The organism is Chryseobacterium gossypii, assembly GCF_041361455.1.
Lineage (GTDB): Bacteria > Bacteroidota > Bacteroidia > Flavobacteriales > Weeksellaceae > Chryseobacterium > Chryseobacterium gossypii.
On the sequence record NZ_JBGCUR010000030.1, the window covers coordinates 1 to 18,161 of the forward strand.

22 protein-coding genes are annotated in these 18,161 nt (G+C 39.9%); 10 read left to right on the forward strand and 12 right to left on the reverse strand.

Annotated elements, in window-relative coordinates:
* Positions 1-95: 95 nt before the first annotated feature.
* A complete protein-coding gene (locus ABMQ40_RS14090) occupies positions 96-1,340 on the reverse strand; it encodes a bifunctional folylpolyglutamate synthase/dihydrofolate synthase (RefSeq protein WP_370900703.1) in 1,245 nt (414 codons plus the stop codon).
* Between the two features lie 100 nt (positions 1,341-1,440).
* On the opposite strand from ABMQ40_RS14090, the gene ABMQ40_RS14095 reads away from it, so the two are divergent.
* The 5 genes from ABMQ40_RS14095 to ABMQ40_RS14115 are packed head-to-tail and all read left to right on the forward strand — an operon-like array spanning position 1,441 to position 5,668.
* On the forward strand, positions 1,441-2,787 hold the full coding sequence (locus ABMQ40_RS14095; RefSeq protein WP_370900705.1) for a TolC family protein: 1,347 nt from the start codon (positions 1,441-1,443) through the stop codon (positions 2,785-2,787).
* A 1-nt stretch (position 2,788) separates the two neighbouring features.
* Positions 2,789-3,379, forward strand: a complete 591-nt coding sequence (locus tag ABMQ40_RS14100; protein WP_370900707.1) for a SprT-like domain-containing protein — start codon at positions 2,789-2,791, stop codon at positions 3,377-3,379.
* A gap of 2 nt (positions 3,380-3,381) precedes the next feature.
* Positions 3,382-4,464: a mannose-1-phosphate guanylyltransferase gene (locus tag ABMQ40_RS14105; RefSeq protein ID WP_370900709.1), complete on the forward strand. Its 1,083-nt coding sequence runs from the start codon at positions 3,382-3,384 to the stop codon at positions 4,462-4,464.
* 30 nt (positions 4,465-4,494) lie between these two features.
* Positions 4,495-5,166 carry a hypothetical protein gene (locus tag ABMQ40_RS14110; RefSeq protein WP_370900711.1) on the forward strand — a complete coding sequence of 224 codons (672 nt, stop codon included), beginning with the start codon at positions 4,495-4,497 and terminating at the stop codon, positions 5,164-5,166.
* Positions 5,126-5,668 carry a GNAT family N-acetyltransferase gene (locus tag ABMQ40_RS14115; RefSeq protein WP_370900713.1) on the forward strand — a complete coding sequence of 181 codons (543 nt, stop codon included), beginning with the start codon at positions 5,126-5,128 and terminating at the stop codon, positions 5,666-5,668. The genes ABMQ40_RS14110 and ABMQ40_RS14115 overlap by 41 nt, the downstream gene beginning before the upstream one ends.
* Before the next feature lie 33 nt (positions 5,669-5,701).
* Here the strand turns inward: ABMQ40_RS14115 and bcp are convergent, their stop codons facing one another.
* Entirely contained in the window at positions 5,702-6,151 is a 450-nt protein-coding gene (gene bcp / locus ABMQ40_RS14120; protein WP_370900715.1) for a thioredoxin-dependent thiol peroxidase, read from the reverse strand.
* Positions 6,152-6,183: 32 nt separating this feature from the next.
* On the opposite strand from bcp, the gene nth reads away from it, so the two are divergent.
* Positions 6,184-6,807: an endonuclease III gene (gene nth / locus ABMQ40_RS14125; protein WP_370900717.1), complete on the forward strand. Its 624-nt coding sequence runs from the start codon at positions 6,184-6,186 to the stop codon at positions 6,805-6,807.
* Positions 6,808-6,823: 16 nt separating this feature from the next.
* Here nth and ABMQ40_RS14130 read toward each other — a convergent pair whose 3' ends face one another.
* Together ABMQ40_RS14130 and ABMQ40_RS14135 are read right to left on the reverse strand one after the other, a co-directional pair.
* On the reverse strand, positions 6,824-7,276 hold the full coding sequence (locus ABMQ40_RS14130; protein WP_370900719.1) for a DinB family protein: 453 nt from the start codon (positions 7,274-7,276) through the stop codon (positions 6,824-6,826).
* A 235-nt stretch (positions 7,277-7,511) separates the two neighbouring features.
* Positions 7,512-9,308, reverse strand: coding sequence for a DUF885 domain-containing protein (locus ABMQ40_RS14135; protein WP_370900721.1), 1,797 nt, complete (start codon positions 9,306-9,308; stop codon positions 7,512-7,514).
* 165 nt (positions 9,309-9,473) lie between these two features.
* Here ABMQ40_RS14135 and ABMQ40_RS14140 point away from each other — a divergent pair, with 165 nt between their 5' ends.
* The 4 genes from ABMQ40_RS14140 (at position 9,474) to ABMQ40_RS14155 (ending at position 12,120) form a co-directional block, all read left to right on the forward strand.
* On the forward strand, positions 9,474-9,935 hold the full coding sequence (locus ABMQ40_RS14140; protein ID WP_370900723.1) for a hypothetical protein: 462 nt from the start codon (positions 9,474-9,476) through the stop codon (positions 9,933-9,935).
* Between the two features lie 173 nt (positions 9,936-10,108).
* On the forward strand, positions 10,109-10,810 hold the full coding sequence (locus ABMQ40_RS14145) for a MotA/TolQ/ExbB proton channel family protein (protein WP_370900725.1): 702 nt from the start codon (positions 10,109-10,111) through the stop codon (positions 10,808-10,810).
* An 8-nt stretch (positions 10,811-10,818) separates the two neighbouring features.
* On the forward strand, positions 10,819-11,217 hold the full coding sequence (locus ABMQ40_RS14150; RefSeq protein ID WP_370900727.1) for an ExbD/TolR family protein: 399 nt from the start codon (positions 10,819-10,821) through the stop codon (positions 11,215-11,217).
* Positions 11,218-11,241: 24 nt separating this feature from the next.
* Positions 11,242-12,120 (forward strand): ferric siderophore ABC transporter substrate-binding protein, encoded by an 879-nt coding sequence (locus ABMQ40_RS14155; RefSeq protein ID WP_370900729.1) that lies wholly within the window; start codon positions 11,242-11,244, stop codon positions 12,118-12,120.
* A 10-nt stretch (positions 12,121-12,130) separates the two neighbouring features.
* Here ABMQ40_RS14155 and ABMQ40_RS14160 read toward each other — a convergent pair whose 3' ends face one another.
* The 8 genes from ABMQ40_RS14160 to fbaA form a co-directional block, all read right to left on the reverse strand.
* Positions 12,131-12,961, reverse strand: coding sequence for a GLPGLI family protein (locus tag ABMQ40_RS14160; protein WP_370900731.1), 831 nt, complete (start codon positions 12,959-12,961; stop codon positions 12,131-12,133).
* A gap of 5 nt (positions 12,962-12,966) precedes the next feature.
* On the reverse strand, positions 12,967-13,356 hold the full coding sequence (locus ABMQ40_RS14165) for a hypothetical protein (protein WP_370900733.1): 390 nt from the start codon (positions 13,354-13,356) through the stop codon (positions 12,967-12,969).
* A 10-nt stretch (positions 13,357-13,366) separates the two neighbouring features.
* Positions 13,367-13,924 (reverse strand): ATP-grasp domain-containing protein, encoded by a 558-nt coding sequence (locus ABMQ40_RS14170; protein ID WP_370900798.1) that lies wholly within the window; start codon positions 13,922-13,924, stop codon positions 13,367-13,369.
* Positions 13,925-13,932: 8 nt separating this feature from the next.
* Entirely contained in the window at positions 13,933-14,103 is a 171-nt protein-coding gene (locus tag ABMQ40_RS14175) for a hypothetical protein (protein WP_370900735.1), read from the reverse strand.
* A 2-nt stretch (positions 14,104-14,105) separates the two neighbouring features.
* Positions 14,106-15,509, reverse strand: a complete 1,404-nt coding sequence (locus ABMQ40_RS14180; RefSeq protein WP_370900737.1) for a spore maturation protein — start codon at positions 15,507-15,509, stop codon at positions 14,106-14,108.
* 55 nt (positions 15,510-15,564) lie between these two features.
* On the reverse strand, positions 15,565-16,080 hold the full coding sequence (locus ABMQ40_RS14185; RefSeq protein ID WP_370900739.1) for a DUF6973 domain-containing protein: 516 nt from the start codon (positions 16,078-16,080) through the stop codon (positions 15,565-15,567).
* Positions 16,081-16,130: 50 nt separating this feature from the next.
* Complete coding sequence (accD, locus tag ABMQ40_RS14190) at positions 16,131-16,985, reverse strand: acetyl-CoA carboxylase, carboxyltransferase subunit beta (protein WP_370900741.1); 855 nt, start codon at positions 16,983-16,985, stop codon at positions 16,131-16,133.
* A gap of 94 nt (positions 16,986-17,079) precedes the next feature.
* Positions 17,080-18,150 carry a class II fructose-bisphosphate aldolase gene (fbaA, locus tag ABMQ40_RS14195; protein WP_370900743.1) on the reverse strand — a complete coding sequence of 357 codons (1,071 nt, stop codon included), beginning with the start codon at positions 18,148-18,150 and terminating at the stop codon, positions 17,080-17,082.
* Between the last annotated feature and the right edge of the window lie 11 nt (positions 18,151-18,161).

Below are 18,161 nucleotides of genomic sequence, written 5' to 3' on the forward strand. Positions count from 1 at the left end.
CCCCCGACCCTCTGGGTGTAAACCAGATGCTCTGAACCAACTGAGCTAAGAACCCTCTATACTTGTTCTCGTTTAGAGTGGTGCAAATATACGACTTATTCGGAAATTAGCAAATTTTTTTCTAAAAATTCTCCGACCACAAAGTTGCTGCCGCCAACAAAAATCATTTCATCTTTTGTACATTGTTGTTTAGCAGAAAGATAAGCATCCTGTACGGAATCGAAAATTTTATAATTTATTTTGGCCTTGATCAGCAGATCTTCATACTCTTTCGGAGCCCGGCCTCTTGGGATATCAGGCTTTGCAAAATAAAACTCCGAACGGGCAGGCAATAACTTCATCACTTCATCGATTTTTTTATCATTTACAAAACCCAGGATAACATGTTTACGCTTATTTATGGAATTAAGCTGGTTGAAAACCTGTTCCAGTCCGGCCTGGTTATGTGCGGTATCGCAAATTGTCAGCGGATTTTTGGAAAACTCGAACCAACGGCCTATAAATCCTGTGTTTTTATGTACATTCAGTAATCCCTGCTCAATATTTTCATCAGAAATATTTACGTTAAGCTTTCTCAGTTCCCCGATCAGGGCTAAAACAACTTTAATATTTCTTTTTTGGTAATTTCCTTTCAGATCAGATTCAAGATCGGTTTTTATCAGGCTTGCATCAATGAACGATGTGTTTTCATGATCTGCTTTTTCCCGGATAATATTCTTTACGGCTTCATTATCATCACCTGAAACCACCGGGATCCCCGGCTTAATGATCCCTGATTTTTCACGGGCGATTTCTTCAAGAGTATTCCCCAGAATATTTTGATGGTCCAGCTGAACATTCGTAATCGCAGCAGCCAAAGGTTTGATGATATTCGTTGAATCCAGTCGTCCGCCTAGGCCAACCTCAATGACAGCAAAATCTACCTGTTGCTGATAAAAGTACTCAAAGGCCATGATTGTTGTAAATTCAAAAAAGGAAGGCCGGATATCAGCCGGGAGCTGTTTAAGCTTTTGAATAAAATTAAAGACAAATTCTTTATCACAATTTTTACCATTAACCTTTATGCGTTCGGTAAAGTCAATAAGATGAGGAGAATTATACAAACCTGTTTTATAGCCTGCTTCCTGAAGAACAGAGGCAAGCATATTACTTGTAGATCCTTTTCCGTTGGTACCCCCGATATGAATGCACCTGATCTTTTCCTGAGGATTATCAAAAAAAGCACAGAGCTTAGTGATATTTTCCAGTCCTGGCTTATAAGCTTTCTGCCCATCGATCTGATAATTCGGAGCCTGTATAAAAAGCCAGTCTATTGCTTTCTGGTATTGTTCATTTGTCATGTCACAAAATTCTCAAAAGTTTAGCTAAAATGAAACAATAATTTTTATGAAACTGTAACTTTTTAATTTTTGATTCGTCTAATAGGTATAAAATCTTAGTATGAAAAAAATTTTGATTATTGTTTTCGGATTATCTTTTCTGGGGGTAAATGCCCAAAAAAAGTGGTCTTTGAAGGAATGTGTAGATTATGCTGTAAAGCATAACCTCCAGGTAATTCAAAAAGAATATTCAAAACAGGTTCAGGATGCGAGCCTTAAAATGGCCAAAAGAGAATACTTACCTTCTGTATCGGGATCTATCAACAATACGGCTAGTTTTGGGCAAACGCAATTTGTCAATACAAGTGTGAGGAATGACAACTTTAGTAACAGTGCCAATCTGGGCGCCAATATTCTGGTTTATAACAATGGCAGACTGGAAAAAAATATCAGGAAGACAGAATATGATGTGGAGGCAAGCCAATATGATATTGAAGCGATAAAAAATGATATTTCCTTGCAGATTGCACAGCAATATTTAACAACATTGCTGAATAAGGAAATTGTTAAAATATCTCAGGCCGCTGTAGAGAACGCACAAAAGCAATATGACCGGGCAGAGATAACCACCAAAGTGGGAACAACAGCCCAAACGGTTCTGGCAGAAGCAGAAGCTGCACTGGCAAAAGAAAAGCAAAACCTTAAAACAGCGGAGATTAACGTACGCCGAAGCCTGTTTGCTCTGGCCCAGCTTTTACAATTACAGGAATATAAAGATTTCGACGTAGAAGATGTGGCTGTTTCTGACCAGCTGCCACCACAGCTTCAGCCTGTTAATGAAATCCTGAATACAGCCTATGAAACCCAGCCTCAGATCAAAGCGGCGGAAAGCAGAATCAAATCAGCAGAGGCTCAGACAGAAGTCAATAAGACGGCTTTCTGGCCTACGATAACAGCCAGCGCCGGCCTTGGTAGTTTTTATAACAACAGGCTGAATACTAACTCTGTAGGTGTTGACCTTAACGGGAACCCCATCAATGAGAGGACCCTGTTCCAGCAATATAAAGATAATTTCGGGCAGCAGTTGGGTTTGTCCGTTAATGTTCCGGTTTTTAACAAGGGCATCACAAAGCTGCAGGTTGAGCAGGCCAAGATCAACGAAAGTATTGCCAAGAATACTTTAGAGCAGCAAAAACAGCAGGTAAGAGAGAATGTGCAGAAAGCCCAGTTTGATGTGGATGCAAACTATGAAACCTACCTCTCTGCATTGGAAACGGAGAAAAGCACCAAGCTGGCCCTGGATTTTGCAGATAAAAGCTATGCTGCCGGAAAATCTACCATTTACGATGTGAACATTGCGAGAAATAATTATGCAAATGCCCAAGGTTCTGTGGCGCAGGCTAAATTTAATTACCTTTTTAGTCTTAAATTGTTGAATTTCTATGCAGGAATTCCACTAAGTTTGTAAAATGTCTATTCAGTCTTTAGAAAAATATTTACCTTCCAATACACTTCAATACTTGAAAATATGGTTTTCAGACTATTATATCCATATTAAGATTACACGGAACAGGAATTCCAAACTGGGGGATTATCGGAAACTTCCGGATAATTCTCATGAAATTACCATCAATTCTACATTGGTTCCACAGCTTTTTTTCTTTGTCCTTACCCATGAGCTTGCTCACCTGATCGCTTTTGAAAGATACGGACGAAAAATTTCCCCGCACGGAAAAGAATGGAAAGAAACATTCAGGCAAATGCTATTGGAAAGTCTGGAGGCCTACGAAGATAATCTGAAACCGATTATTATAGAGTTTTCCAAATCGCCTAAAGCTAACTTTATGGCGAGCCCGGGCCTTGTAAAGTATTTTCATATTGAAAAGCAGGAAGATGATCTCAATTTTATCGAAGAGCTTCAAAAAGGAGAGTTTTTTATTTACCGGAATGAAAAGTATTTGTTAGAAGGTCTGATCAAAAAGAACTATCTTTGTAAGAACCTGGCTACTGGAAGAAAATATTCTTTCAAACCATTGGCAAGGGTGAAAAAATGTATTTAAACATGTTAAAGTCAGATAAATACTGTGTAATTATGGCTGGAGGGATCGGTAGCAGATTCTGGCCTATGAGTACTCAGAAATTCCCAAAACAGTTTCAGGATATTTTAGGCGTGGGGCGTACTATGATTCAGCAGACCTATGACAGGATCTGTAAAATAGTACCTAATGAGAATATATTTGTCATTACCAATAAGGAATATGTGGCTCTTTCTCATCAGCAGCTGCCGGAGATACCTGAGGGAAATATTGTTGGGGAACCGATGGTAAAAAATACCGCTGCATGCAACTTGTATATGGTCAATAAGATTGCAGAGATCAATCCTGATGCAATAATGATTGTGTTACCTGCGGATCATCTGATTTTAAAAGAAGATGTATTCCTTGAAAAAATACAGGTGGCTTTTGACCTTGCACACAAAAACGACTATCTGGTAACCTTAGGAATCACTCCTACCAGACCTGATACCGGCTATGGCTATATCCAATTTGTAGAAAAGAAGGGATCAGAATACTTCAAGGTAAAGACCTTTACAGAAAAACCTATTCTGGAGATAGCGAAAAGCTTTTTAGAAAGCGGAGATTTCTTATGGAACGCCGGAATTTTTATATGGAATGTAAAAACCATCCATCATGCCTTTGAAATGTATCTTCCGGAAATGACACAGCATTTTATGGCGTGTGAATACAATTCTGAAAAAGAAAACAGCTGTATCGAAACCATTTATCCGAAAGTTCAGAAGATTTCTATTGATAACGGGATCCTTGAAAAGGCTAAAAATGTATATGTAATCCCCTCAGATCTGGGATGGAGCGATTTGGGAACATGGACTTCCGTGTATGAAAATACCGAAAAGGATGAGAATGAAAACGCCGTAAAGCAGAAACATGTGCTTACCTACAACTCGAACGGAAATATCATTCATGTGAAAAACAGTAATAAAGCTGTTGTGATAGACGGGTTGAAAGACTATATCGTTGTAGATACGGATAAAGTTCTGCTAATCTGCCCGAGAGAACATGATCAGCTGATAAAAGATTATGTGCTGGATCTTAAAAACCTGAAAAAAGGAGAAAAATTCATTTAAATACGGCATACTTTCTGCCAGAGTTGAACTATGATAAAGATAATTGCCAAATCTACGGTATTCCTTTGCCTGCTCACAGGGACGCTGGCATCTGCTCAGGAAAAGAAAAAGTTCAGCAGTAATCAGAATATTCTGAAATCCATCATTCCGAATGATAAAACGGATTTTTGGGTCTTAGTTTATAATACCTACGGAAAGGACCAGGAAATAAAGGTTTCGGGGACAAAAAAAAGCTACACTCCCCAATTTTCCGGATTTGATCTTTTTCCTGATGAAGATAGCTTTTATTATATAGCATACTCAAAGAACGGACAGATGAACTATGTTAACGATCTTGCCGGGTTAAAAACATTTATCGGGAAGATTGATAACGTTCAGGAAGCTGCAATTGATGCAACTGTGGAAGGGTACTTTGTAGACGAAGAATTTGAAGATATTGCAGGAAACTATTACGAAGATAAAATCAATTACTATTTAGACCTGGGAAAACTTACCTCAAAGGAGTGTCCTTATCAGAAAACACATTATACCCTTACAGTGAACAAGTCCACGGGAGCTGTTACCCATGTGAAAGATAACGGAACCTATATTGAGCTTTATAACAAGAAATGCCCCAATAATCCGAGGCTTTTGAAAATTGAGAAAAAAGAGGAAAAACAAGATGAGCCTAAAAAAACAACCAGATCAACCGGGAAAAAATAACCATTACGAAACGGAAAGACTGATTATACGTCCAATGTCTCCGGAAGATAAAGAATTCATTTACGAGCTTTACAACAGTCCCAAATTTATAAAATATATAGGTGATCGGGGTATCCGTACTGTTTCGGATGCTGAGGAATACATCAGGAGCAGGTTTCTTCCGCAACTTGAAAGGCTGGGATTCGGAAATTATCTTATAATTACCAAAGATGGAAGTCATAAGATCGGTGGTGTGGGAATATTCGAACGTGAGGGATTGGATGTGGTGGACATTGGCTTTTCCCTTCTTGAAGCCTATGAAGGTAAAGGCTACGCTTATGAAGCAGCCCGAAAGGTGAAATCAATCGGGATGGATGAGTTCGGGCTCAGGAAACTTTCAGCAATTACCACCAAAGATAATTTTTCATCCCAGAAATTAATTGAAAAGCTGGGCTTACGATTTAAGAAATTCGTTACACTTCCCGATGATAACGAAGAGCTGATGTATTACGAGACAGAATGACCTTTGAAGCGTTAACTCGGTGATGGAAACTGTTTACCCTTCCAGAATCTGCTCGGCTGCGGCCTTTGAGGTTACTTTTTCAATTACTCTCGTGCAGATCCCGTTTTTATCAAAAATAAACGTTGTCCTTACGATTCCCATATAAGTTCTTCCGAAAGTTTTTTTCTCCTGCCAGACCCCGAATTTTTCAATGATATCGTGGCTCTCGTCTGCAATTAAATCATAAGGGAAGGCAAACTTGTTATGGAAATTTTTTTGTTTTTTCACAGAATCTCCACTTATCCCGAGCAGCTGGAAGCCGGCTTTTTTCAGTTTGGAATAATTGTCGCTTAAATTACATGCTTCTACTGTACACGTTGGAGTATTGGCCTGGGGATAAAAGAAAATAACCAGCTTTTTCCCGATTAGGCTGGATGATTTTATGATTCCTCCATCTTGATTGATTCCTTCAAATTCCGGTAATTTGTCTCCAACTTTAAGCATAATGTTTAATTTTGTTCAAATTTAATAGTTAAATGACAAAAAAGCAAAGAGCAGAGCTCATTCAGCTTGAACTGGAAAAATTATATCCCGAAGTTCCTATTCCGCTAAATCATACAGATCCTTTTACATTATTGGTCGCTGTGGCCCTTTCTGCACAAACCACGGACAAAAAAGTGAATGAGGTTACCCCAGGCCTTTTTAAAGTAGCGGGAACACCTGAAAAAATGGCAAAACTGGAAGTTGCCGAAATCAAAGAGCTGATTAAAGAAATCGGGCTCTCCAATCAAAAAGCAAAAAACCTGAAAAAAATGGCTGAACTTATTCTCGAAAGGCATGGCGGAAGGGTTCCTTCAACATACGAAGAGCTGGAAGCCCTTCCGGGCGTAGGGCATAAGACTGCTTCCGTAGTAATGAGCCAGGCTTTCGGATATCCCGCATTTCCTGTCGATACACATATCCACAGATTAATGACGAAATGGAAGCTTACTTCCGGAAAAAACGTAGTGGAAACTGAAAGAGATGCCAAAAAGATTTTTCCGGAAAATGTATGGAATAAACTGCATTTGCAAATTATTTTCTACGGAAGGGAATATTCTCCGGCCAGAGGAAAAGGGGAGAAAGACTTTATTACAAAAAAGATGTTTGGTGATAAATAAATTGTTTATAAGGTTTCTATGAATCAAAGTCCAATAATCTTCTGTGATAATTGATCTGCCCCAGGTGATAATCAAGATGAGAAATCAAATGTATCAGGAAATATTCTGTGGACATTTTGCTGTCAAAAACAATAACGGGGTAATCTTTCTTTAGCTGATCTTCAGTTAATTGATCAAGAGAGGAATTGACTACTTCGATGGTAGATTCTATCTGGCTGATAAGTTCGGCCCGTGGGATGTTTTTTAATGAGAACTCAAGATCCCTGTTCCGGATATATCCTGTTCTTCCGAGTTCCGCTCCGATGTAGTGATTCAGATTTCCTATGAGATGAAGACATAAGTTGCCCGCGGAATTTGAAATACCTTTTTCCGTTATCCAGATCCTTTCCTCGTTCCGGTAAGACTCGATTTCTGTTTTTAATTTGTTCAGATCCCTGTTGTAAAGAGACTTTAAAGATTCTGTCATCATATGGGTAGATTTACTATGTTCAGTATCAGTTTTAAATCCGGATAGCAGTATTTTGATCTATTCAGATTTCAAAGTTAATGTAATTGGGAAGATTATCGGCATCTTTGAATCTTTTTTAGTTTAATACTTTATTCTGTCGGGAATGATCCAGGAAAAACAGAACAATTAAACTTCTAAATAAAAAAGCCACAAAATATTTGTGACTTTCATATCTGATTATGGATAGCTACAGGCTCTACTTTTGTTTTCTGGCCCAAAGTTCCATTTTTCTGTTCAGAACGTCCAAAGGAAGACAACCCTGGCTTAATACCTCGTCATGGAATTTGGCCAAACTGAATTTATTCCCCAGCTCTTTCTGATATTTTTCTCTCAATTCCCGGATTCTCAGAGAGCCGATTTTATAGCCTAAGGCCTGTCCCGGCATTGCCATATATCTTTCCACCTCGGCGGTTGCACTTGCTTCATCGTAGGAAATATTGCTTAAAAAATATTTAATGGCATCTTCTCTTGTCATTTTTCCGGTATGTAGGCCTGTATCAACCACCAATCTCACAGCTCTCAGCATCTGATCGCTCAGATATCCCATTTTCTGGTAAGGATCTGTATACAACCCGAATTCCGGGCCTAAGGTCTCGCAGTAATGAGCCCAGCCCTCACCATAAGCCCCGAACCATCCGAATCTCATGAATTTCGGGAGCTTTGTATTTTCCTGCTGAAGAGAAACCTGATAGTGATGCCCGGGGATCGCTTCATGCAGGAAAAGAGACTCCATCCCTGAAGTTATGTTGAATTTTGATGGGTCGGGAAGCGGAACATAAAATATCCCGGGTCTTTTTCCGTCTGCTGTTCCCTGCATATACTCAGCGCTGGCACTTGCCTCCCTGAATTTTTCAGTTTGCCTTATCTCAAACTTTGTTTTCGGGGTTACCCCGAACATGGTTTTCAGTTTTGGGGTAATCTTATTTAAGATCCCGTTGAAGCCATCAAGAACTTCCTTCGAGGTCTTGTAGGGCATGGCTTTCGGATCAGTTTTAACGTAGCTGATAAATTCTTCCAGGGTGCCTTTATATACTAACTGTTGCTTTACTTTTTCCATTTCTGCCCGCAGCATAGCTACTTGCTGGGTTCCGATTTTATTGATCTCTTCAGGCGTTTTTCTGGTGGTTGTCCAGCTTTTTACATAATACCTGTAAATATCATTTCCATTGGGCAGGCTGTTATACCCATCCGTATCTCTGGCTTTCGGCAGGTATTCTTTTTCCAGGAAATTGCCCATTTTCGTATAAGCCGGAATTATTTTCTGGATGATGGCCTCTTGATACAGAGCAGAATATTTCTCTTTTTGAGCTCTTGTAAAATCTTTCGGGAAGTTTTTAACAGGCCCGTAGAAAATATTCTTATCCAGATCAGAAGTGATGATCTCCTCTGCTTTCATTTGAGGAATCATTTTGATAACCAGCTTCTTGGGTAATACGAATTTGTTGTTGATTCCTTCTCTGAAATTCTCTGTAGCAGCATTCATCCAGTCCGGGAATTTATTCATTCTTCTTAGCCAGTTGTCATAATCTTCTGTGGTTTTAAACGGTTGCGGACCCTGGCCACTTCCATATAAAGGAAAGATGAGGGGAAGCCCTGAAAACTGTGTAAAAGGAATATATTCCGGATGATAGACATAAGCTTCCATTTTATCTTTCAAAGTATAATCCAGCACATCATATACTACCTTATCCTCATCGGAAAGCCTTTTGTAGTCTACATTTTTAAGCTGCTTCTGAACCGTATTATAAAAAGCGATCTCTCCTGAAATAAAATCTTTGTCAATATTGATCGGCAGCTGGTCATTATACCTTGTATCCCCCTGAGAGGTGGCTTCCAGAGGATAAAGCTTAAGATACTGCTCATAATAATTAGATGCAATAGAATCAAGATTGGTAGGAGTGACTTTCGTTAAAGGCGAATCAGATTTTTTACAGGAAGAAAGGCTGATTGCCAAGCCGAGTCCTACAATGCTTTTCAATATAATGTTTTTCATTTCAGAACTTTTGTAAACAAAAGTAAGTAATTAAAAAAAACCGGCTTATAGGAGGAGTTGATTTTTAAAAAATAATTTTCAAAAAATTTTACACTTTCAATCAATTTTTTATCTTTGTTGAAAACGTTTAACAATCATATTATTACAGCTCTTTTTTAAGAAAAAATGAAAGGGATTTTAAAAATTTACCATCCGGACGAAACGCTAAAATACAATATCAGAAATACTTATTGTAAGGCGGTCTACAGCAATCAACAACATTTTCTTGAGGTTGAAATCATTACGGATGACGGTTTGGATCATGTAGAAGATGATTCTTTACAGTATAACTTTCCGCAACTATCACTTGAAGTTTTTGATTTCCCTATCGAATCTCCGGAAATAGAAGGAAAAACAATCAAGATCAACGATTCTGACGAAGAAAGCTATACCGAGGTTGATCTGTTCGATGATGAAGAGGCTTATATTTATGATAACGAGCTTTTTTTTGAGAAGAATGAAGAAGGAGAGCTCCAGGTAATCTGGAAAGGCACAATTGATGATTTCTACACGGGATCCGACACGCCCATTCCATTCAGGCTAAAGTGCGAATTTAAGCAAGATAATATTGAGATAGACGAGGAATAAGAGGTCTTATTCTTCCCTGTATCCATCCAATTTCTTTTCAAATCTTTTTGGAAAGAAATTTGCTGTTTATATATTCATATAACTTTAAGTTGTTTTTAAGCATTTTTTAAGATATCAATTGATAATATTCCATTACATTTGTCGTTTAAAACCATAATAAAATATTCACATTAATGCTGTTAACGGAACTTACCCAGACTTTATTTGCACAGATCGCCGCACCAGCGGCCACAGACAATTTAGAATTTTCATTTTGGAAGATCATGTTCCACGGAGGGGCTTTCGCTAAAGTAGTAATGGTGACCGTATTGCTGCTTGGAGTGTTTTCTGTGTATCTGTTCTTTGAGAGATTTTTCTTTATCAAAAGACTGAGCTCAAAAACAGATCCCAACTTCATGGATAATATTGAAGATTTTATCAAGGAAGGAAAAATAGAATCTGCGTTGGATTACTGTAAAAGGCAAAATTCACCTGAAGGAAGAATCCTGGAAAAAGGTATTTCAAGACTGGGGCGCCCTGTCTCTGATATTGTAAGTGCCATGGAGGCCCAGGCCCAGGTAGAAGTAGCCAATATGGAGAAAAATCTGAACCTCCTTGCCGTAGTACCGAGTATTGCGCCTATGTTGGGGCTTTTAGGAACTGTAATCGGGATGATTTTGGCATTTTTCAATTTATCCCATGCAACAGGGTCTTTTTCACCCAAAACACTTTCTGAAGGCATTTATACAGCTTTGGGGCAAACAGCTGTCGGGCTGGCTGTAGCCATTCCTGCCAACTTTTTCTATAATGTGCTTTTAACGAGAATTGATAAATTTGTTCTAAGAGCTCAGAATATGTCAGGAGAATTTTTGGATCTTATCAACAAACCTTTATAATCTGTCTTATGAAAATACAGAGAAGAAATAAAGCGAACCCGGAGTTCAGTCTGGCAGCGATGACAGACGTCATTTTGCTGATGCTGATCTTCTTCATGGTGACATCTTCGGCAGCCAATCAGAGTGCAATAGATGTAAAATTGCCTAAAACAGCTGCTGCTGACGACAATGTGCCTAATCCTCTTACAGTGAGCATTAAGCCTGACGGATCTTACTTTGTTGATGATTCTCCGGTTATGAAAGACCAGCTGGAACAGACCATTGTAAATAAGCTGGCAAACCAGACGAATAAGTCATTTACCATACGTGCAGATGAGAATACCATGCATAAGGATGTAGTTTTTGTAATGGAAATTGCTGAAAAATATAAATTTAATATTGCTATTGCCACGGTTAAGGAAAAATAAGCCGGAGCAGGCAGGAAATATAAAATGAAAAGCTATACAGTAAATAAAAATGAGGAAAACCGGGACAGGATAAAAAGTGCTTTGCTTTCTGTTCTGATCTGGTCTGCCATCCTGCTTTTTGTTTTTCTTTATAAATTAAAACCGGAACTGGAGCAGGAACCTGAAGTGGTAACTACGATGCTTGTCAATTTCGGGGATAACAGAAACGGAAATGGGATCGAAGAGCCGGCCAACCAGGAAGGAAGCCTGGCTGCAAAGGCTGAAGCTACTTCTGACCCTGTAGAATCGGCTGTTCCGGAAACAAAAACCGTGATAAAACCGGAGCCCCAGCCAGAGACAAAAAAATCTGAAACGAAGGAGAAAATAATCGCAGGAAACAATTCAAAAGTTACGGTTCCTAAAAAAGAAGAGTCCAAATCAAATAAAAAAGCAGCAGCAGGCTCTACAGCATCTAAAAACACTAAAAAATCCACTGCCTCAACAGCTAATTCAAAAACAGGAAGCGGTGATGGTAAAGGCAACGCAGCCATAGGGAATCTGATCAGAGGCAGGGGAACAAAAGCAGGAAGCCAGGGAACCGGAACCGGTATAGGGAATGCAGGAGATCCTTTGGGAGGAGACGGGAATGGAGACAGTAAAGTAGGGATCGACAGGAAGCTGGTAGGTTTTATTCCGGGAACCATGGGAAGAGGAGGAGCTCAGCCTTCACATAACTGTTCTGCCAGCGGGTCGATCACAATTTCATATACAGTGGATAAAGCGGGAAATGTAGTTTCTGCAAGAAGGGCAGGAGGTATTTCAGACCCTTGCGTAGTTTCTACGTCCGTGGCCTGGGTAAAAAAATATGTTAAGGCTGAGAAAGCCAGCACCTCTTCAACAGGAACTTATAAAATAACATTTTAATAAGGCCTGTTTATTTCAACAGGTCTTTTTCGATAATATTATTGTCCTTTCTCAATCTTTCCTTTTCCTTTATCTCCATCTCCCGGAGGATTTGTTGGCCTGATTTTATATTTCCGCTCTGATCTGCCTGATCAGGTATCCTGAATTTATCCGTATGGAATTCTGCCAGCGGATCTTCCCGGTATTTTTGATAAACTTTTACATATTGTGGATATGTAAGCCTGGGAAGTGTTTTGTAAGGCCGTATTTCCGGATATATAAAATCTTCAGCGGTATTTCTGATCCCTCTCAGCACGAAAGAATGCTGATGTCTGCTGTCTTCTATCTGAATGATGAGGCCGGGTAACCCGCGGAATTTATAAGGACCGTCCTGTAAAGGGATATCGTTGCTGAACCAGGCAATCCATTCTCTGCCGGCAAGGGATGTTGTTGCTTTCAGTACTTTCAGGCCCAGGATTTCTTTAAATCCGGGAAGTAGCTTCCATACCGGCTCACGATTATCCTCGATTAAATATCTTGTTGAGCCGATGGTGGTAAGATGATCAAGAGTTTTATCTGAATAATACTTGATGATCCTGTCAGAAACAGCCGGGGCAGGGCCTGTATAGGGCTCGAAATTGCCTTTTTTCCTGTTGGAAAGTAATACAGAATCTATTTTCATACCTTGTTGGCTGTAATATTCAGATTTATCCTTACCGGCATTCAGAATCATAATTTCAGATAGCTTACTTTCAGCAGCCGTTGAATCCGGAACGAAGGTGTATTCATATGTAAAGATCTTATTCTGGCCGGATATAAGGGCTGAAAAAAAAGATAATATGATACCGTATATTACTTTCATACAGGTTAAATCAACGCTTTCAGCTCATTGATTCTGTTGATGACCGGAAGTGCAAAAATCCCGCTTGTCTGTAGATAAAGTTCATAAAATGTTTTGGCCTTGCCTAAGAAATCGGTATTGTTATTCTCTTTTCCTTTCAGATAAAAAAGATTAGCCAGCATTTCATAATAATCTTTATGGTCCCTTTCCTGTTTTTCATTGACGATCTTTATCAGCTCATCCTTCGTTTTGGATGCGACCTCTGCAAAATCCATTTTGAAGATATCTTTCATTAAAGAATCGAAATCCAACTCTTTCTGCATTAGGCTTTCTTCCGGCTTGTCAAGAATCAGCTTTTCCAGTGCCTGGGTCAGCTGGCGGATGAGTCGTAGTGTAAAATCTTTATCCTGAATCATGTGTCTGTTTTTAAAAATTTAAATAATCTTCAGTTCCTGTCAGCTGGCTCCATCTTGCTGAGAGGAATCTGGCATAGTTGGCGGGAGAGAGGCCGTAGGTTCCCAATGAATGGCCGTCATTTACTTCAACCAGGACCATCTCATTATTGCCGGTTATACCAAAATCCAAAGCGTAGGAATGAGGCTGTGAGGTAAAGGAGTCTATTGCCTTTTGTATCGGCTCAATATCCATCCGGGTATCCCATGCCCCTTTATACCTCCGGACATCCAGAATCTCCCTGTAGCGGATAAAACACCTCCATTCCGTTCTGAAATCTACAAGCTCTGAACACCAGATCTCTGTATCTTTTTCTTCATTGATGATGCCCAGGAAATCCATTTCATTTTTAATCACTTTTCCGGCAAAAAGCTTGGTTTCTGTTTTAGGCTTGATGAAGATATTCCAGCTGCTTTTATTGTTAAATAATTCATTTACTGTAGAAGACCATATCTTTCTTTTCAAAAAGGAGGTAAGTTCTTCAGGGTAATCCAGCTCCTTATCCGGCCGTATGATCCTGAGATTCTGCAGCCGCTTTCTTACGTCCCGATTCCTCCCACAATAATATCTTCCGGGTTTTCATCCTTAATTTCATCAGCATCAACGAATTTTATGATTTCAAAGCCAAAGTTTTTAAAGCCCTCATAAGCAACGAATGCATTCACATTGTAAAACTCTCCGTTTGTATCAGTCTGAATGTACACTTTCATGATCAGGCAAAGAAAAGATAAGCCAACGCTATTGAAGTAATAATTCCGGCCAGATCAGCCAAAAGCATGGCTATTACTGTATATCGCGTATTTTTCACAGCTACTGCCCCGAAATATACGGCGATCACGTAAAACGTAGTATCTGAGCTTCCCTGAAGCACTGCTGCCAGTTTTCCCTGGAAGCTGTCTGCCCCGAAGGTTGCCATGGTATCCACCATCATTCCTCTTGCTCCCGAGCCGGACAAGGGCTTGATTAATGCGGTTGGAAGGCCGTCAACGAACCGGGTATCCAGATGGGCAATATCGGCTACCCATTTCATGCCATCGATAATGACGTCAAACACTCCTGAAGTTCTTAGCAGGGAGATGGCGACCAACATCCCTACCAGATAGGGAATGATCTTCACACAGGTTGTAAACCCTTCTTTGGCTCCCTCAATAAAAGCATCGAAAACATTGATCTTTTTATAAACAGCTCCGAGGACTATGCCCAGAAATATGAATAAAATAAGGCCGTTGCTCAATACTTTGCTGAAGGTGTCCAGCTCATCTTTGCTGAGCTGAACCAGATACAGCACCAAAAGGCCGATAACCGCCGAAATCCCTCCTACATAAGCAATAACCACAGGGCGCAGCAAATTGATTTTCTGGTATAATGAAACAATGATCATTGCAGCCAGGGTCGCCGTAAAAGTAGCGATCATGCAGGGAAGAAAGATGTCGGTTGGCGTTTTTGAGCCCATTGAAGCTCTGATCGCGATAATGGAGACCGGGATCAGGGTCATTCCTCCGGCATGGAGACAGAGGAACATGATCTGGGAATTGCTTGCCGTATCTTTATTGGGGTTCAGGTCCTGCAGGCTTTCCATTGCTTTCAGTCCAAACGGTGTTGCGGCATTATCCAAGCCCAGAAGGTTCGCGCTGAAGTTCATCAGCATATGGCCAAAAGCAGGGTGGTTTTTGGGGATCTCAGGAAACAGCTTTGAGAAGAAAGGCTGGATGAAGCGGCTTAAAAGATTAATGCCTCCGGCTTTTTCCGCGATACTCATAAAGCCCATAAATAAAGTCATGATTCCGATGAGACCCAGACAGATCTTTACAGCGGTCTCGGAAGTTCCGATAACTCCGTCTGCTTCCTGTATCCGGTAAATTTTTACATCCTGTTTTAAAGTGTCTGTTTTATAGTGGATTCTGTTGTCTGCAAAGTCTGGCCTTTTCATCAGGCTGTCTCTGATAACAGGGGAGAGGGTATTCATTTTTTGCGTGGCAATTTGCACGGTATCTCCTCCCTTTCCTACTACCATATCGTTGAAAATAGTTTTGTAGTTCCCGAATGAAATATACTTTATACTGGCAATGCCTATGGCGATAATGATAAAAGCCGACCAAATTCTGCTTAGAACCATTTGATTAAATTAAAAGTTTAGAAAAGATAATAAATTATAATGTAAAATGTCAACTTTATTTTTGGTCTTCAAGATAAACCAGATATCCTTCAAAGTCCTCATCCAGGCTTCTCAGAACCTTAGCCTCTTCCGATCTCTTGATCAGGGCATCAATGAAGAATCCCTTTTCAAAGAACTGGCGGTGTATCCCCGGTAGAAGTTCCATGAAGTAGTCCATTCCGATTTTATTGTTATGAAGATCCATTTTGGTTTCCAGCGGCTCATTGGGGAACAATTCTTCATGCATGTCCGTAATCCTTTTGCAGAAATCCAGCGCTTTCCGGGGAGATGAGATTTTACAGCAATACATCATAATAAAGCAACACCATAGCGCGTGCCTGAATGCGTTTCCGACACCGTTGCCGGAGGCTGATTCCGGGAATTTTTTCTGTGCTATGCTGAAAGCCTGCAAAGTTGCATAAAAGCTTAATAATGAGAAAAGAGGATGCGGTAAGACCAGCGATAAAAGACGGATGATCTTTTTAAAGCTAAGTGACCGGATAGTATTGAAAAATATTCTAAAAGTCCTCATAAAAAAATCTCTCCCTGATCAGAGAGAGATTATATCATTTAGTTATAATTTCAGGCCTTAGCAGCCAGTAAATTTACTGTTCTGGATACGGTATCCCTGATCTCAGTTCTTTTTACAATAAAATCAACGAATCCTTTTTCCTGCAGGAATTCTGAAGTCTGGAATCCTTCCGGAAGATCCCTGCCAATGGTTTCACGGATTACTCTTGGCCCTGCAAAGCCGATAAGCGCTCCGGGTTCAGCCATAATAATATCGGCTGTCATTGCGAAAGACGCCGTGATCCCTCCAAAAGTAGGATCACACAGATAGGCAATGTATAAGAGGCCGGCTTCCGAAAGCTGTGCCAGCTTAGCCTGTACTTTAGCCAGCTGCATCAGTGAATAGGTTGCTTCCTGCATTCTTGCCCCTCCGGACTGACAGATGATCATATACGGAAGTTTATGAGCGATACAGTAGTCAACGGCCCTTCTGATCTTTTCACCCATTACAGAACCCAAAGACCCTCCGATAAAGGCAAAATCCATACAGGAAACCACCATTTCAGTTCCCTTCACGGTACCCACGGCATTTCTGATGGAATCGGTGAGCTTTGTTTTGGCTTTTACTTCCTTTAAACGGTCAGCGTAAGGCTTGGTATCTTTGAAATTCAGGATGTCTATGCTTTCAACATTAGCGTCTAGTTCAGTGAATTTACCTTCATCAAAAAGGATGTCAAAAAATTCCGCACTTCCTATTCTTACATGAAATCCGTCTTCAGGAGAAACGTAGTTGTTTCTCTTTAATTCATCATGCTCTACTATTTTTCCTGATGGTGTCTGATGCCAAAGTCCTTTGGGCACATCTTTTTTTTCATCAGTAGAGGTAGTAATGTTTTTTGCTTTTCTTTTAAACCAGTCGAATGCCATTTATGAAATTTTAGATTTTTAATTTCAGATCACGGATGAACGTGAGCTGTTCCAAAAGCCGGGCTTCTTGACCCCGTGATCTGAAATTTATAATTTATTTAAGCGTATTTACGTTATTTAAATCTTCAAACGCTTTAACCAATCTTGCGGAGAATGTTTCCTCACCCTTTCTCATCCAAACTCTTGGATCATAGAATTTCTTATTAGGTTTTTCTTCTCCTTCAGGGTTTCCGATTTGAGTTCTTAAATAATCTATGTTATTTAGCATATAATCTCTGATCCCTTCGGTATAAGCAAACTGAAGGTCTGTATCAATATTCATTTTGATCACACCATAATCGATCGCTTCTCTGATCTCTTCCAAAGTAGAGCCCGAGCCTCCGTGGAATACAAAGTTTACAGGCTTGGCTGCAGTTCCGAATTTTTCCTGAACATATTTCTGGGAATTATCTAAGATTTTCGGGGTAAGAACCACATTTCCGGGCTTATATACCCCGTGTACGTTACCAAAAGCGGCAGCAATAGTGAAATTATTAGATATAGCCTTTAGTTTTTCGTAAGTATAGGCTACATCTTCAGGCTGAGTGTATAGCTTGGAATTATCTACATCAGAGTTGTCTACCCCGTCTTCTTCACCTCCGGTCACACCGATTTCCACTTCCAGAGTTATATTCATTTTAGCCATTCTTTCAAAATATTTCGTGGAAATTTCAAGGTTTTCTTCCAAAGGTTCTTCAGAAAGGTCAAGCATATGAGAAGAATAAAGAGTTTTTCCTGTCTGTCTGAAGAATTCTTCATTAGCATCCATCAAGCCGTCGATCCAAGGCAATAATTTTTTTGCACAGTGGTCTGTATGTAAAATTACAGTAGCTCCGTAGGCTTCTGCAAGGGTATGAATATGTCTTGCTCCGGCAATAGCTCCTAAGATAGCAGCTTTTTGCCCGTCATTGCTTAATCCTTTTCCTGCATTGTAAGCAGCTCCACCATTAGAAAACTGGATAATAACAGGAGAGTTCAATTTGGCTGCGGTTTCCATCACTGCATTTACGTTGCTTGAACCAATAACGTTTACTGCAGGGAGTGCAAATCTATTTTCTTTGGCATGCTGGAAAATATCTGTAACTAACTGACCTGTGGCAACTCCGGCCGGGAAAATTCTGCTCATGTTTTACTTTT